Consider the following 16,125-nt stretch of genomic DNA (forward strand, 5'->3'; position numbering starts at 1 on the left):
TTTTTCAGGTTAAACTGTTTACACGCAGGATTATTTGAATTTTCTAATACTATATTAGATATAATTTTACTGACTCACAAAATAAGTTATGCAAAGGTTTGCAGAGCGAGTAAAGTTCTATTCTGTTGACCTAAGCTTTACAAAAAGACACATAACTATTTCATTTACAGAATAATGGAAGCGTTTTTCCCAATTTCCTCAATTTGAACTGGTCTATTTTCCTCTACTGACTTTTGTGCAGCTAAAGCTATAAGTAAAGCCTTTAATCCATCAGTACCTGTCACTGGCATTTCAGAATTGGTATTTATGGCTTTTATAAACATTTCCATTTCCATTTGATAAGACATCGTGTATCTATCCATGAAGAAATTTAAGGGCAAAGAACCATGAGCTCCATGCTGATTATACAGCACATGGGTATCCGGCTTGTTATTATCCACTTTAGCCATTCCGTTTGACCCGAAAATCTCCAACCTCTGGTCATATCCATATACTGCTTTTCTACTATTATCAATTACAGCCATTGTTCCATCATTGAACTTTAGGGTCACAACAGCAGTGTCAAAGTCTCCTGCTATTTCCACATCCTTGGATACAAAAGCTCCTGCTACGGCAAATACCTCCTTAACTTCCTTGCCCATGATGAACCTTGCCATATCGAAATCATGGATTGTCATATCAAGAAACATTCCTCCTGAACTTTTAAGGTATTCTAAGGATGGAGGAGAAGGGTCCCGGCTTGTTATTTTCAAAAGGTGAACATCTCCAATTTCACCCATTCCTATTAATGATTTAATCTTTTGAAAATTTGGGTCAAATCTCCGGTTAAACCCAAGCATAAGCTTGACTCCAGCTTCATGGACCTCATCAAGGGTTTCAATTACCCTATGAATTGATAGGTCATGGGGTTTCTCACAAAATATATGTTTCCCTGCCTGAGCTGAGGCTGAAATGTAGTCAGCATGAGTATCGGTAGGTGAACAAATGATTACTGCATCAACTTTTTTATTATTAAAGACCTCATGAGCATCGACATTAGGGATCCCGAGATCTGAGTCAAAGTAAGGATCCGATATTGCTACCACATCGGCATTTTCTATCTGATTTTTAATATTTGCGTAATGGATTTTACCGATTCTGCCCATTCCGATTATTCCAACTCTCGTTTTTTCCATAATTTTAAAGTTTGATTAAAGTTTTTTCTTTTAAAGATTCTGTTGCTTTTAAAGCAATCAAAGTTGCTTTGTAAGCTTCATGAATTCCACATTTAGGAGCTTCGTCCTCATGGATATTTTTGATAAATGCTACTAGTTCATTCTGAAAAGCCAAATAGAATCGATCTGCAAAATCTGTATAGCACTCTCTTCGAACTCCACTACCATCCAAAATTTCAAGTTGATGGGGTGAAGGAACAGATCCTATTCGTATAGTCCCTTTGGTTCCAATGATTTCAGTTTCAATATGGTAACCATGCTGAGCTGTTCTTCCTGCCATTATAAAGGCCATACTTCCATTTTCGTACTGCATTAAAGAGGTGACATTATCCCCTTCACCAAATTCTTCAAACTCCCTAAATGAAAATGAATTACAGCACGAATAAATGGTTTTGGGAAAAGCATCAATTAACCAATTAGCCATATCAATATCATGAACCGCCATGTCTAAAAACTGTCCGCTACTTGAGGGGAGAAACTTTAAAAAATTATGTATTTCAGATATAGGATCAAGACTATACCCCCTAAATAGTATTATCTCACCAATGTCTCCATTTACAATTTTCTCTTTTGCCTTCATATATACAGGGTCAAACCTTCTCATGAAGCCAACTTGGCAAACTAGTCCTGAATTTGTATTCAGAATGTCAAATAGATTTTGGATTTTCTCTTCCTTTACGGCTAATGGTTTTTCACAAAACACATGAATTCCTAAAGATAATGCCAAGTAGGTTTGATTAAAATGATATGATGAAGGAGAAGCAAGAACAACCGCATCTAGCTTTGCTTCATCAAGCATTTTTTCAAAATCTGAAAAACAACAAGTTGCGGAAAGACCTAGCTTGGAAACAGCCCAGGATTTTTCCTTATCATCCAATGTGCATACTGCTACCAAATCTACATTAGAGATTTGACCGGAGAGTATTTCAGCATGGATTTTACCCAATCTACCCAAGCCGACTAGACCAATCCGCAACATTGTCATCATAACCCAAGCTTTTTGATATATCTTCTATTGTGATCAGCACACTCTAACGGACTCCCCATACCTGGTAAAACATCCTGCTCGACAACGACCCATCCCCTGTAATTTTTTTCTGTAAGAATTTTAACAATAGAAGGAAAATCAACCGCCCCCTCACCAAGCTTACAGAATACCCCTTGTTTTACAGACTCAAAGTAATCCCAGCCATTTTCTCTACTTAGAGAACCAACTTGCATATCATAATCTTTGAAATGTACATGCCAAATTCTATCATAATATTTTTTAAGGATTTTTACAGGGTCTGCTCCTCCAAACATACAGTGCCCCATATCAAGACATAAGCCCAACAAATTTGGGTCTGTCATCTCCATAAAATTATCTATCTCGGCTTCGGTTTCAACAAAACCGGCACAATGGTGATGGAAAACAGTTCTTAGTCCATATGTTTCTTTAATTGCTTTCGCGACTTTATTTGCCCCATTTGCAAATACCTTCCACTTTTCAGGACTTAAGCTAAGCTCTGAAGTAATTCTACCTGCATTTTTTGTCCTTTCTTCAACAGATCCATTTTCGTCTGAAAGCACTATGAATGCATCATTAAATCCAGCATCTACTAATAGCTTGGCTACTTTTAAAGCCTTTTCAATACCAGCATTATGATTTTGTTCTTCAGAAAGTGCTATAGGAACAAAAGCTCCCGGAATTCGAAACCCTTTTTCTTCAATAACCATTTTTAATTTTAATGGGTTGGTTGGCATAAATCCCCAATCTCCCAGCTCTGTGCCTGTATAACCAGTTGTATGCATCTGAACAAGCACTTCCTCATAACCCAGCGCTGTACCTTCTAGGTCAAATTCCAAGGCGCCCCAAGAACAAGGCGCATTTGCTATTTTTATCATCTTTATTTGAATTTAAAATTTCCTTGTCCACTCCTTTGGCCATCTTTCTATGACAACTTTTGTTTGGGTGAAAAACTCTATCCCATGCCTTCCCTGGCCATGTAAGTCCCCAAAAAAACTGTCGTTCCATCCACTGAATGGGAATTGTGCCATCGGAGCTGCGACTCCGATATTTATTCCTATATTACCGGCATCAGCCTCATTCCTGAATTTTCTTGCACTTGCCCCACTACTTGTGAAAATACAAGCCATGTTGCCATAATTATTCCCATTGATAAACTCCAAAGCCTGTTCAAGACTGTTCATAGGAAGAAGGCTCATTACAGGACCAAAAATTTCAGTTTTAACCAGATCACCGTTGAGAGGCAATCCTTCTAAAATCGTAGGATGTAAAAAGTTTCCTGTTTCAAATCCCTTGATGCTACAATTCCGTCCATCAAGTATAACTTCAGCACCTTCCCTTTCCCCCCGATCAATTAACATTTCAACTCTTGATTTACTTTGAGAGGAAATTACTGGTCCCATATCTACCAACTCATCAAGGCCATAGCCGGTCCTTTTTAATTTTGCCGCTTCAAAAAGACTTTCTTTAATCGTCCCACTTACATCAGATACTGTTATGATATTGGAGGCAGCTAGACATCTTTGACCGGCACAACCAAAAACACTGTCTGCTATGATTTTTGAAGTGACATCCAAATCTGCATCTGGCATGATTACAACAGGATTTTTGGCACCACCCTGAGCTTGGACACGTTTCCCGTATTTTGCTCCTTGAGAATATATGTATCTCGCAACAGGAGTTGAACCTACAAAGCTGATGGCTTTCACTTTAGGGTGTTCCAGCATAGCGTCTACTGTTTCCTTACCACCATGTACAAGACTTACTAGTCCTTTTGGCAACTCAATATCCTCCATTAATTCAAAAACTCTCATCATCGTCAAAGGAACCTTTTCAGAAGGTTTCAAAACAAAAGAGTTCCCACATGCAATTGCATATGGTAAAAACCAAAATGGAATCATTCCCGGAAAATTAAATGGGGCAATGCAACCACAAACTCCGAGTGGCTGCCTGATCATAAACTCATCTACCCCTCTGGCAATATTCTCCGAAAACTCACTTTGGATCAGAGTTGGAGTGGCACATGCCGTTTCTACATTTTCAATAGCCCTTTGGAGTTCAGCTCGTGATTCATGGATTGTTTTTCCACATTCTAAAGTGATTAGCCTTGAAATTTCTTCACTATTTTCTTCCAAAAGTGTTTTAAGTTTGTATAGAGGTTGAACCCTTCTCATAACTGGCACATTTCTCCACTCTAAATATGCAGCATGTGCATGATTTACAGCGCTATCCAAATCTTTCGCTGTATTGGGTCCAATAGGTACTCTTCCCAAGACTTCCTGGGTTGCCGGATTGATTACCGGAGTTGTTTGATCTTCCGAGCTTATGGACCAATTTCCGTTAATGTAGTTTTGTAATTTTTCCATGATATTGATTAGTGATTTAAATTGTTCCAAAAACGATATATACAACTACAGTTATAATTACAAGTGTTGCCGATACAAGTCTTGCATAACGCCATCCTTTCACTTGATGGTCACTGTATTTAAAAATGTTGTTGATTTTAGGTTGAGAAGGCCAGAGGTATGATACCAAAACCATAATAAAACAATTCAGTAAAAACTCTATCCCCCAGATATGGACAAAATGAATATTAACTTCCAGGACAAATGTCATAATTATGTAAAACAGCAGACCAAAAACCAATGCTGCTTTGGCAGCCAACGCAGTAGTTTTTTTAAAGAAAAAACCAGCCAGAACAATGGATGCGATAGGAATGAAGAATATCCCATTCAGTTGCTGCAAGAGCTGAAATAAACCTTCCGGTGCATTAGCTACCAAAGGAGCTGTCAGAATAGAGCTTGTCGCCAGTACTGCCGCAGAAATTTTACCTACTCTTACAAGCCTTTTATCTGATAATGAGGGGTTTATTATTCTTTTATAAATATCAATACTAAAAATCGTTGAGGCGCTGTTAAGAACACTGTTGAATGTGCTTAAAACTGCACCCATTATTATTGCAGCAAAAACTCCAGTTAATCCCACGGGCAATACTTTTTTTACCAGTGCAGGATAAACCAAGTCCTGATTATCCATAAAAGCATCTCCAAAATAATAAAACCCCAAGACTCCTGGAAGGACAATTATGAAAGGCACAAACAACTTTAAGGCTCCTGTTAAAAGTAATCCCTTTTGTGCTTCTTTAAGGTTTTTTGCTCCCAAGGCTCTTTGTAAAATGGTTTGGTTCATACACCAGAAATATATCTGATTGATAATTAAACCAGTAAATAGTGTTTCAAAAGGCAATACTGAATCTTTCGCACCAACTACGTTGAATTTCTCAGGACTGTGCGTAAACACTTTTGCCATTCCTGTTATGGGGTTGCCATTTCCAATCATAAACAAAGCTATTAAAGGTACTAAAACACCCCCTAGCATTAGCCCGTATCCATTAATTGTGTCAGATACAGCAACAGCTTTTAAGCCTCCAAAAACCGCATAAATTGACCCTATTAATCCAACGCAAATAACTGTTATCCAAAGACCTTCCTGATGAGTTACATTTAATAATTTTGAAATTTCAAAAAGGCTTTCCAGATTTATGGCACCAGTAAATAAGACAATTGGTAGCAATGTTACAGCAAAAGAAACCAATAGAAAAAATGCCACTAAAGATCTGGTTCCAACATCAAACCGCTTTTCCAAATATTGGGGAATGGTTGTCAACCCCATTTTTAGGTATTTAGGAACAAAATAAATTGCTGCTAAGATTAAAGCTAAAGCAGAAGTAACCTCCCAAGCAATGATAATAAAACCGTTTTTATATGAGGATCCATTCATACCTACCAAATGCTCAGTTGAGATATTGGTCATTATCATTGATCCGGCGATAACTACACCTGTAAGACTTTTTCCTCCAAGAAAATACCCATCTTGGGTACATAGATTTTCTTTCCTGGTTTTTTTCCAGGCGTACCAGGCTACGAAAAGCGTAAAGCCCACAAAACTGATTAAAGTCAGTGTCATTTAAGTTGGATTTTTGGGTTATTAAGAATAAGGCGCAGGAAATTAGATCAGATAAAATACCTCTGCTTTTTCTGGTTGTCTCTCATTTTCTTAAAGGCTTCCTGGACAGCTTTCTGCTCTGAAATTTCAGAAACAGGAACCTCCCACCAAGCATGCCCATAGCCTGCCAACTTTCTTTCAGGTTTTGTCTCTACATAAATTACAGTGGTCTTTGTATTTTTCTTCGCTTTGTATAAGGCTTTATTAAAACCTAAAATATCTTCAGGAGTCAAAACTTCCGCTCCAAGACTTCTTGCATTTTCAGCTAAATCAACAGGAAGAATATCACCATCAAGCTGTCCCGACTTTGGGTTCCTATATTGATAGTTTGTTCCAAACCCCTCAGTTCCCAAAGATTTAGAAAGCCCTCCAATACTGGCATATCCATTATTATTGATTAAGATTATTGTGAGTTTATAACCTTCCTGAATGCTTGTAACTATTTCACTGTTCATCATTAGATAGCTACCATCCCCAACCATAATATAAATTTCACGGTCAGGACATGCCATTTTAGCTCCTAATCCTCCAGCAATCTCATACCCCATGCATGAGAAACCATATTCCAAATGAAAACCTTTCGGATCTTTAGTCCTCCATAACTTGTGAAGGTCTCCAGGCAAACTACCCGCAGCACACAAAACTACATCTTCAGGATCAGAGAAGTCGTTCACAGCACCTATAACCTCTGATTGATAAGGTATACCTTCAGAATCCGGAAAATATGCAGATGACACTTTATCATCCCAACTCCTGTTAAATGCAGCTATCCTCTCCCTATATGCGCCTTCAGTTGTAAATTCCCCTAATATTTTACCTAAAGCCGAAATTGTTGATTTTGCATCTCCTTTTAAGGAAAGTGCTCCGTGTTTAAATGCATCAAAGGCTGATATATTGATGTTGATAAACTTCACATTTCGATTTTGAAATGCAGTTTTTGAGGCTGTTGTAAAATCACTGTATCGCGTTCCGATTCCAATGATCAAGTCAGCTTCTTCACTTATACAATTTGCTCCTTCAGTACCTGTTGCTCCTGTTGCTCCCAGGTTAAGTGGATGGTTAAAGGGTATGGAACCTTTTCCTGCAAAAGTTTCACCTACGGGGATACCTGATTTTTCAATAAACTTTTCAAGCTCCTGAGTGGCTTCGCTGTAAATCACTCCCCCTCCTGCTATTATCATAGGCTTCTTTGACTCTTTTATAAGATCTGCAGCTTTATGAAGAAGTTCCAGTTCTGGAATAGGCCTTGTTATCAGCCACACTCTTTCATCGAATAAATAACCAGGAAAATCAAAGGATTCGGCTTGTACATCTTGAGGTAAGCAAATTGTTACAGCCCCTGTTTCTTCCTGAGATATCAACACCCTCATTGCGGCAGGTAAGGAACTAATCAATTGTTCAGGCCGGTTGATTCTGTCCCAATATTTTGAAATGGGTTTAAAACAATCGTTTACTGAAATATCCTGAGTATTTGAAGATTCTAATTGTTGCAAAACAGGATCAACTTTTCTAGTTGCAAAAATATCGCCCGGCAAAAGCAAGACTGGCAACCTGTTTATGGTAGCTCCAGCTGCGGCTGTTAACATATTAGTGGCACCAGGACCAATTGAAGATGTACAAGCAAAAGTTGAAAGTCTGTTTTTCATTTTCGCAAATGCAGCCGCAGTATGAACCATTGCCTGCTCATTTCTAGACTGATAGTACTTAAATTCGGGAGTCTGAAACAATGCCTGTCCCAACCCACCTACGTTTCCATGGCCAAAAATGCCAAAACACCCGGCAAAAAAACTTTGGATATGGCCATCTCTCTCAACTTTTTGATGTTGAAGGTATTTAATTACCGCCTGGGCAACTGTTAATTTCACACTATTCATAAGATTACTATTTTGGGTTTAATCGTTATTTTTGTTAGTGCCTAGAAACCGCCGTTCTCTTCAATAAATTGTAATGATTCTTCTAGCGTAGGCATAAAATTCGCACAACCGGGTTGCAGCACTACCTGAGCTCCACTTGCATTTCCCATTCGACAGGCCTTATACAAAGTCCAACCATTGAGAAATCCGTAAATAAATCCAGATGCAAAAGCGTCTCCTGCTCCAAGTACATTTAAGGGGACAACAGGAAACCCGGGAACTTCTGTCACTCTTCCATTGGCTTCATAAATTGACACACCGTTCGATCCTCTTTTAACCAAGAGTATTTCAACCCCTAAAGCTAGAATTTCATTAATTGCTAACTCTATATCGCCAGTGATAGTAGGAGCAGAAATCTGTTGGTGTTCAATCGTAACCTGAGAAGGATCTTTTAGCATTGCGGCCAGAATTTCTTCCTCTGTTCCTATAGCAATTTTTATTTTAGGTAAAATTGCTCGGATGTTTAACCCAAATGCTCTGACATCATGCCATTGGTCAGCTCTGAAATCAATATCAAGAACTGTTGGCAAATGATGTTTATTCGCTTGTTCAATCGCAAAAAACACAGTTGACCTGGTGGGCTCAATATTTAGTGCAGTGCCTGAAACCTCAATCAATCTGAATTTTTCATAAGGTACCCGCATTGCATGATCTATTGTGATTTTTGAATCTGCACAATTGTCTCTGTAATAAACTAAAGGGAATTTATCTGGGGGTTGTATTCCAAGGATAACAGCACTGCTTCTGGCACCTGGTATAAATGGAATATATTCTGTAATAATTTTTTCATTCTTAAGAAAATTAAGAATAAAGTCACCTACTTTATCTTGTCCTACACCGGTAAAAAGTGCTGTCTTAAGCCCTAACCTACTACAACCGGTAGCAATATTTAAAGGAGAACCTCCAACAAAGGCATCAAATCCTTTTATGTCCACAAAATCAGCCCCAACTTGCTGGCTATAAAGATCTATTGAAGACCTTCCTATTGTTAATACATCCATATTATATCCCATTTTTTCCATTCATTTTAGCAGTTACCATGGGAATTCTTTCATCCTTCCCTTTCCACGAATCAAAAATCCACTCATGATCCGGATCTGGGGTGTTGGCTAGTGATTGGTCACTACCAGTCAAAAAGTTTAAATAGTAAATATTATAACCATGTCCAGCGACCACTGGATGATACCCTTTCGGGACCAAGACTACATCATTATTGCGTGCGACAGCTATTTCATCAAGGCTTCTATCTTGGGTATATATTTGTTGTATTGCGAAGCCCTGAGGTTTATCTGTTTTATAGAAATAAGTCTCCTCAAGGCGAGCTTCAAGAAGATTGCCCTCATTATCTACTTTTCGTACATCATGCTTGTGAGCGGGGAAAGAACTCCAATTTCCTGAAGGAGTATACACTTCTACTGTCACTAGCCGATGGCAATTAGAACCCGGGCCCAGTAAGCTATTTATTTGCCTAGTTGAATTGTCTCCACCTCTTATTTCTATTTCAACCATTTCAGGAGTTTTGAAAATTGGAGCAAAATCCAAATCAGTTTCGCACCAACCATAAGCAATATCTAATACGTCTGAGGTAGCCTCCAATTCAAAAGAAGTATGCCTAGGGAGATACAGAGTATGAGCAATTCCAGAAAACACATCCTTTCTACCATTTAAGGTTTCCCATCTTCCTTTATCTGATATAACTTTAAAGTTCCCTGATAACAGGATTATAGCATATTCATTATCTCCGGTAAATCCTTTCCATTTTTCTCCCTTTTCCATGAGCCTGGCTTCAAAATTCAGAAACTCCCAATTTCCATCTTCTTTTGTTACTCTCTGGTAAACACCTTCTGTCTTTATTGGCTTGGCAAGCAAGGGGTATAAATTATCCTTTTTCATGAGTTTATTTGTTAAGTGTAATTCCTTCATCTATTACTTCAGTAATTCCTTTAGCCATTCCTTCAGATCCCAACATTTTGAACTTCTTCAATAAAAAATCAATCAATTCATTTTTATAGATCTTTCCTGGAATCAAAGGATCAAAACCATCTGGTTGATTTTGAAAAAAATCTCTATGTACTCTTGTCCACAACACCCTCAAATCAGTGGCAATATTTATTTTACAGACTCCAAAATTTATGGAGTTTTGTATTTCCTTGTCTGAAACACCTCTTGATCCTGTCTTTAAGGCACCTCCAAAAGAATTTATCTTATCAATTTCTTCGGGATCCACTGATGATCCACCGTGCAATACTAAAGGGTACCCTGGTAATAAATCCTGGATTTCTTTTAATATGTCAAACCTAATCCCTTGCTTACCGGAGAATTTGTAAGCTCCATGACTTGTTCCAACTGCAATGGCTAGGGAATCACAGCTAGTTCGATCTACAAATTCTACCACTTGCTTCGGATTTGTAAACTTTGCAAACTCATCTTTGACTTCAATATCATCTTCCACCCCACTTAAAACTCCTAATTCAGCTTCTACAGAAATGCCTTTAGCATGTGCCAATTTGACAATATTGCAGGTCCTCTTTACATTTTTTTCAAAATCATCATGAGAAGCATCAATCATTACTGAAGTATATTCACCGGAATCAATTGCATGAATTAAGTGTGATTCATATCCATGATCTAAATGAAGAGCGTATACAACTTTAGGAAAAATCATTGCTGCAGCTTTTGTCATTGAGACTAAGATGGCTGGATTTGCATAATCCCTTGCAACAGGGGTAGTTTGGATAATTACAGGTGAATCTGCTTTTTGAGCAGCTTCAAATACTGCTAAAACCTGCTCCATTGTAAATACATTGATTGCAGCAATACCATATTTTCCGTAGCAATTTTGAAATAATTCTTTGGTTGTGATTTTCATCTTTTTATTCAAATTGATATCACAATACAACAGGAAAAAACTAAGACAAAAAAGGGAACAAAATTAAAATCGAACGCAAAGGTTTGCATTGTTGAAATTAAATTTCATACACATCATATTTGCAAAATATAATTCTCCAAAAAAATTAGAAGGCACTTCTTATAGTTCGATCAATAGTCACCAAAAAGATCTTTTTATGGCTATTTGAAATGATGCTCTCCAATCGGAAAACAACAATTTCTTTGATTACATTTCGACACAGTTCCATGGCATAGTCTTGATATTGTTGTATCTGCTCCCCATCCAGCTGACGGAGAACAAACCCAAGATTTTCTGAAGTAACCAAAATGATGTTGCAGACTTTCCACTCCTTTCGCTGGAGCTTTTGATGGCTAATGATGAACCATCTGTCTGCTTGTCCATGCTCTGAGTGCATGGTAGAACGGAATAAATCCTCCTCAGAAAACTCCTCCTGTTTAAGTCCCTTGAAAAATCTACACCATCACATCAGACACATGAGCAGAGACAGGCATAACTTGGAAGACATTAGTAAGAAAAATAAGCTTTAGCCTACAATTTTAGTTTAAACTAAAAATCAAAGCCCTTTGAGTACCGCCGCAGCCTTTTCGGCAGTCAGGTCCCTTTGGGGGTTGGCCAACATTTCATAACAGACCATGAACTTCTTTACCGTCGCTGATCGCAGCAAGGGCGGATTCTCTTACAAAAGCGAGCCTTTGTTGAAATAGCATTTCCAACTAAGGATTATATTTATTCTTAATCTCTAAGTTTAAAAAATAGTTTGAAAATAACAGAACACGTTCCAATATTAAAAAAACCACTGTTTCAGAAAAACAGTGGTTAAATAAATCACCCAATCAAGTAATTTTAATACATTTTATTGGTACTCAAGCCAAGCTGTGGCATTGCAATTTTCATTTGACTTAAATCGAATCCATCTGGCCTGAAATCCATCAGGAAATTCATAATTAAACATCTCTCCTTGACCGACTTTAACTTTCTTGTAGTTCATCCAAGGTCCATGTCCAATTGGTTCAATTTCAATTGTAAATTCAACTTCTTTATCAAGGTCATGGCTTATTTCGAGTGTTTTTTTGTCATAGTATCCGATCAGATATGGGTCGGAAGCGACCCCTTGTTGTACTTTGGAATTTTTCCAAGGCCCACCGTGTCCTTTTGGTTTTCCCAATTTCCAAAGATCGTCGATAACACCTGCCCAAACTGCTGCTTGTCCATCTTCTGATCTGAAGATATGTTCATTTTCAACCTGATTTCCAATTCCTGTCATAATCAAGAGTCCCCTGTAAGATGCATAATCATGGATTTGTAAATTATGTGAGGATATGGGTCTAATTTTTGCGTATCCATCAGCATTTTCTGCCGGCAATTCATAAAAAGTACCATGCGCATTGAACAGGTCTCTTTCTGTAGCTACCTCTCTGCAAATTCTCAATAATCCATCATTTGTTAATTGGGTATATGATGGATCACCTAAAGGCAATCTCCATCTACGGTCTTTGTCATCGATTATCAAAACCGAAGATTCCTCTACAATGATGGCATCTTTGGGTATTTCAAATTTGGTTTTAATAAAGTTGCTTGTTTCATTATCGGTTTTTAGAATAAGCTGCATTTTTTCATCCAACTCGTAATATCCTGATTCAGTGAACCCATTCTTATCTATAGTGCCTGAGACTATTCCCAGTGCTCTTCTGTTATCACCTAATCCATACAACAATCCACCTACTGAATGCTCCTGATCAACTTTAGCAACACCATTGAATAATTCAGATTTCCCAAAAGATTCGGATTTTCCGCCATTGTTGTAAGAAAAATGAACTGTCGCCTTGGTATCATTATCGGCTCTCACCCTAATCCACTCTCCTCTTTCATTGGTCTTAAATGGAATAAAGTAAGATGCTCCTGGCCCCACTTTTTGGGACAGAAGCTTTTCCCAATTATTATCACCATACAAATCGATCTCAAAAATAAATTCAGTTTCAGATCCCCCTTCATTTTGAATCCATACAGACCTATTGGTCCATCCAGCAAACAGAAAGGATTCTGAAACTTCTCCTGCCTTTACATTTTCTGACAACCAAACAGATCCGTTTGCTTCAGAGGGTCCTAGTTCGTCAGGAAGGCCTGTGGAGGTAAACCAAAGGTTTGAATTGGATTGACCTGGGCCTTCAATATTGCCTTTAGCCTTTCTGACATTTAAAAACTCTTTCTGAGCAGAATCATCAGTTCCAAAAACTAATTGGTCTTTCCATCTGGTGAAATCCCCAATGATTTTGAGATAGGCTGACCTAGGTCTAATTCCGGCAGTGTTCTTTGAAGAGAAACCACTGGGGAATTTCCAAAACATCCCATGCATGGTCATCAAATAATCAGGAGTGTCAGGTGTCCCTATATCTCTGATTCTTGGCCATTCGGTGTTCCAGCCATGAGCTCCATCATAGCTGTGACTGGCTTTAGGCAGTCTATAGAAAGACCATTCCCCCCTATCTCTTACCCCCACCAAAATCGATTTATGATCCCAACCTGTAGCCCAGATTGGGTCGGTATCAGGATTTGGATTTCCATAGATTCCTCCTGGACCTGTGACCTCCACAAACTGAGCTCTTCGAACAGTTTTCCAATCCTTCCCATCCCATTCAGCCAAAACCCCGGATTCTATATCAAACTGCTCTAAGGCTTTTTCTCCTGATTCGCCATTATTGCTATAGACCAAGACACCCTGACCGGAATACGCACCTTTACCATGCGCTCCCAAAAGAAGAGAGCCTGGAGGGTTGGCTTCTGTATCTTTTCCCTTTTGTATGGTTACATTAGCATCTTCATAAAGCATGGTAGGCGTGAGGGTTCTTACATCCACTTCATAAAAACCCTCTTCCATGGTAGCATAATAGATTTTATTTTCAGGATCAAACAGGTGTCTTGCATTACCGGTATGTCTACCCGGCATGATGTCATAAGGAATTGTCCTGACCTCACCTTGGTGGCTGATTGCATAGGGTCCTATAAAGAGCTGATTTGATTCCTCATGGATCATCCTGTTTGCAGGAGTACCGCCGATACTTTCTTCTCGGACATTCATATTTAAATCATTATCGATTTCATAAAGTTTGTCTGAGGAACCAAAAGGCAAATGAGGCCCATAGGTGATTACCCAAAGTTTATCTGCCCAGGGAACCACTGCTCCTGTGCCACATTCTCCTTCTTCGTTATAATATGCTAAATGGGGATAAATACCACTTATCTGTATCCAATCAGGCTTGTCTTCAGCATGCTGGTTTTGTTCAGCGTTGCATGCAACCAATACCCATATTATAAATAATATATTCTTAAATGCTTTCATCAATATAGTTATGTAGTTTCAGAAAAGATTTCTAGTAGCCCGGGTTTTGGGTCAAGTTTGGGTTTAAAAACCTATCCGAAGCAGGTATTGGCCACAGGTACATTCTTTGTTCATCAAAGCTATAGGTCTGTAGAAGGCTTGCGAAATCCCTTGAAATCAATTGATCACTTTCAAATAATACTACACCATCATTATCAATTACGGGTAAAATCTGATCATTAAAGGGCCATTGATTCCTGTCTTGGGTGGTAGGTTGGGGCATTCCCAGAACCTGTCTTGCAATTGCTTTATTTCCAATTCTCCATCTGATAATGTCCTGATAACGTAAGCCTTCTCTCATAAACTCCACCCTCCTTTCACGTCTAAGTCTAACCCTTAAACCCATTTGATCAGTTTCAGTAATAACAGGATACAAGTCTGTTTGATCTGCCCCAACACCATACGCACGTGCTCTGACCTGATTAATTAAATTTCTGGCAGTTGACAGATCTTCATTAAGTTCAATTAATGATTCGGCATGCATCAATAAAATATCTGCATACCTCAAAACAGTCAGATTTGGATCTGCCAATCTTGGATTATCTGCCCAGCGCTGTTCAATCCCTTTTTTCCAAAGCATACCTGTGAATGATGCAAAAATTGCAACTCCCCTTGAATCGTTATTTGTCACCCTGGAATTATTTAAGACATTAAGAGTTGTGACAGAATCAGGATGAGGCTGGTAAATAAACCCTAACCAAGGAGTACCAAACTCCACTATGGTCTCTATTAATCTGGGATCCCTATTTTCAAAAGGATTTCTTGGATCGTACAAAGGTGAGTTGTCTATTGTGTTGCCATCAGTACACTCAAAAACGTGTATGGCCTCAAAAGTGGGTAAAGCAGCTCCAAAACCTCCGGCATTTCGAGGAATAAAATCCCTGGTTAATGAGTTGTCAAAATTGACATTGAAATCCTGGCTTTGCGGAATAAAGTAGATATTTTCTCTGCTTGCTGCCCCTTCTTTTAGGAATAACGTCCTGAAGTTATCATCCAGTTCATAAATCCCCAGGTCTATTACTGCTTGGGACGCAGCCTTTGAAGTTTGAAAATCTCCTAGGTACAACGCTATCCTTGCTTTTATCCCCAAGGCAAAACCCTGGTTGGCCCTATTTTCATTATTTCTTGGCAACAGTATTGCCGCTTCGTCTAATTCACTATAAATAAAGTTTTTCACTTCCTCGACACCAGTTCTGGTCACGTCATAAGCTTCATTCAAGGGAATATTGGTGGTCAATAGTGGAACATCACCAAACTTTGTTACCAAAACCCCATAAAAATAAGCTCTAATTGCCCGCGCCTCTCCTTCAATTCTATTAAGTTCATTTTCACTTTCAATCCCCCTCAGGTTTTCTAAAGCCTGAAGAACTGTATTTGCTCTTTTTATTCCATCGTACAAATCAGTCCAATAGGAACCTGGGATGTTAGACTCAGAATTGATATTAGCGGTTACAATGTCATTTGTAATTGGAAAACCTCTATGGAACATATCATCAGTCCACCAATCCTCATCGATTTTCCAAAGTCTTCTTTCATAAAGAGCATTCAACCCAATTTCCAGCTCAGGAAGATTTCTGAAGAAATTTTCTGTTGAAATTCCGGTCTTAGGAGTAAGATCCAAATCAGCACATGCATTGAATAATAATGCCGTAAATGTTATATAAATTATCCTTATTGAATATTTCATGATTTTATCCTTT

13 protein-coding genes are annotated in these 16,125 nt (G+C 38.4%); all 13 read right to left on the bottom strand.

From position 1 onward, the window contains the following. Window positions 1–164: 164 nt before the first annotated feature. A complete protein-coding gene (iolG, locus tag EGN73_RS17120; RefSeq protein ID WP_219292684.1) occupies window positions 165–1,175 on the bottom strand; it encodes an inositol 2-dehydrogenase in 1,011 nt (336 codons plus the stop codon). A 4-nt stretch (window positions 1,176–1,179) separates the two neighbouring features. Next, a complete protein-coding gene (locus EGN73_RS17125) occupies window positions 1,180–2,202 on the bottom strand; it encodes a Gfo/Idh/MocA family protein (protein WP_219292686.1) in 1,023 nt (340 codons plus the stop codon). Then, window positions 2,199–3,098, bottom strand: a complete 900-nt coding sequence (locus EGN73_RS17130; protein ID WP_219292688.1) for a sugar phosphate isomerase/epimerase family protein — start codon at window positions 3,096–3,098, stop codon at window positions 2,199–2,201. Before EGN73_RS17130 ends, EGN73_RS17125 begins: the two co-directional genes overlap by 4 nt. Window positions 3,099–3,110: 12 nt before the next feature. Continuing rightward, complete coding sequence (locus EGN73_RS17135; RefSeq protein ID WP_219292689.1) at window positions 3,111–4,586, bottom strand: CoA-acylating methylmalonate-semialdehyde dehydrogenase; 1,476 nt, start codon at window positions 4,584–4,586, stop codon at window positions 3,111–3,113. A 16-nt stretch (window positions 4,587–4,602) separates the two neighbouring features. Beyond that, window positions 4,603–6,186 carry a solute:sodium symporter family transporter gene (locus tag EGN73_RS17140; RefSeq protein ID WP_219292691.1) on the bottom strand — a complete coding sequence of 528 codons (1,584 nt, stop codon included), beginning with the start codon at window positions 6,184–6,186 and terminating at the stop codon, window positions 4,603–4,605. 47 nt (window positions 6,187–6,233) lie between these two features. Continuing rightward, on the bottom strand, window positions 6,234–8,099 hold the full coding sequence (gene iolD / locus EGN73_RS17145) for a 3D-(3,5/4)-trihydroxycyclohexane-1,2-dione acylhydrolase (decyclizing) (protein ID WP_219292693.1): 1,866 nt from the start codon (window positions 8,097–8,099) through the stop codon (window positions 6,234–6,236). 41 nt (window positions 8,100–8,140) lie between these two features. Further along, window positions 8,141–9,160: a 5-dehydro-2-deoxygluconokinase gene (gene iolC, locus EGN73_RS17150; RefSeq protein ID WP_246611641.1), complete on the bottom strand. Its 1,020-nt coding sequence runs from the start codon at window positions 9,158–9,160 to the stop codon at window positions 8,141–8,143. Continuing rightward, window positions 9,141–10,031 carry a 5-deoxy-glucuronate isomerase gene (gene iolB, locus EGN73_RS17155; RefSeq protein WP_219292695.1) on the bottom strand — a complete coding sequence of 297 codons (891 nt, stop codon included), beginning with the start codon at window positions 10,029–10,031 and terminating at the stop codon, window positions 9,141–9,143. The genes iolC and iolB overlap by 20 nt, the downstream gene beginning before the upstream one ends. Before the next feature lie 4 nt (window positions 10,032–10,035). Further along, window positions 10,036–11,007, bottom strand: a complete 972-nt coding sequence (locus tag EGN73_RS17160; RefSeq protein ID WP_219292697.1) for a class II fructose-bisphosphate aldolase — start codon at window positions 11,005–11,007, stop codon at window positions 10,036–10,038. A 145-nt stretch (window positions 11,008–11,152) separates the two neighbouring features. Beyond that, window positions 11,153–11,443 carry a hypothetical protein gene (locus tag EGN73_RS17165; protein WP_219292699.1) on the bottom strand — a complete coding sequence of 97 codons (291 nt, stop codon included), beginning with the start codon at window positions 11,441–11,443 and terminating at the stop codon, window positions 11,153–11,155. Between the two features lie 159 nt (window positions 11,444–11,602). Then, window positions 11,603–11,713 (bottom strand): hypothetical protein, encoded by a 111-nt coding sequence (locus EGN73_RS22685; RefSeq protein WP_281422296.1) that lies wholly within the window; start codon window positions 11,711–11,713, stop codon window positions 11,603–11,605. Between the two features lie 189 nt (window positions 11,714–11,902). Beyond that, a complete protein-coding gene (locus EGN73_RS17175; RefSeq protein ID WP_246611642.1) occupies window positions 11,903–14,386 on the bottom strand; it encodes a hypothetical protein in 2,484 nt (827 codons plus the stop codon). Between the two features lie 31 nt (window positions 14,387–14,417). Beyond that, entirely contained in the window at window positions 14,418–16,112 is a 1,695-nt protein-coding gene (locus tag EGN73_RS17180; RefSeq protein WP_219292703.1) for a RagB/SusD family nutrient uptake outer membrane protein, read from the bottom strand. Between the last annotated feature and the right edge of the window lie 13 nt (window positions 16,113–16,125).

This window comes from Arthrospiribacter ruber, assembly GCF_019343195.1.
Lineage (GTDB): Bacteria > Bacteroidota > Bacteroidia > Cytophagales > Cyclobacteriaceae > Arthrospiribacter > Arthrospiribacter ruber.

Bases quoted from the DNA above. Each gene is read 5' to 3' on its own strand.
- EGN73_RS17160 (WP_219292697.1), bottom strand. From the start codon at position 11,007: ATGAAAATCACAACCAAAGAATTATTTCAAAATTGCTACGGAAAATAT.
- EGN73_RS17180 (WP_219292703.1), bottom strand. From the start codon at position 16,112: ATGAAATATTCAATAAGGATAATTTATATAACATTTACGGCATTATTA.
- EGN73_RS17125 (WP_219292686.1), bottom strand. From the start codon at position 2,202: ATGATGACAATGTTGCGGATTGGTCTAGTCGGCTTGGGTAGATTGGGT.
- iolC (WP_246611641.1), bottom strand. From the start codon at position 9,160: ATGGAAAAAATGGGATATAATATGGATGTATTAACAATAGGAAGGTCT.
- iolD (WP_219292693.1), bottom strand. From the start codon at position 8,099: ATGAATAGTGTGAAATTAACAGTTGCCCAGGCGGTAATTAAATACCTT.
- iolG (WP_219292684.1), bottom strand. From the start codon at position 1,175: ATGGAAAAAACGAGAGTTGGAATAATCGGAATGGGCAGAATCGGTAAA.
- EGN73_RS17175 (WP_246611642.1), bottom strand. From the start codon at position 14,386: ATGAAAGCATTTAAGAATATATTATTTATAATATGGGTATTGGTTGCA.
- EGN73_RS17140 (WP_219292691.1), bottom strand. From the start codon at position 6,186: ATGACACTGACTTTAATCAGTTTTGTGGGCTTTACGCTTTTCGTAGCC.
- EGN73_RS17130 (WP_219292688.1), bottom strand. From the start codon at position 3,098: ATGATAAAAATAGCAAATGCGCCTTGTTCTTGGGGCGCCTTGGAATTT.
- iolB (WP_219292695.1), bottom strand. From the start codon at position 10,031: ATGAAAAAGGATAATTTATACCCCTTGCTTGCCAAGCCAATAAAGACA.
- EGN73_RS17135 (WP_219292689.1), bottom strand. From the start codon at position 4,586: ATGGAAAAATTACAAAACTACATTAACGGAAATTGGTCCATAAGCTCG.
- EGN73_RS17165 (WP_219292699.1), bottom strand. From the start codon at position 11,443: ATGCACTCAGAGCATGGACAAGCAGACAGATGGTTCATCATTAGCCAT.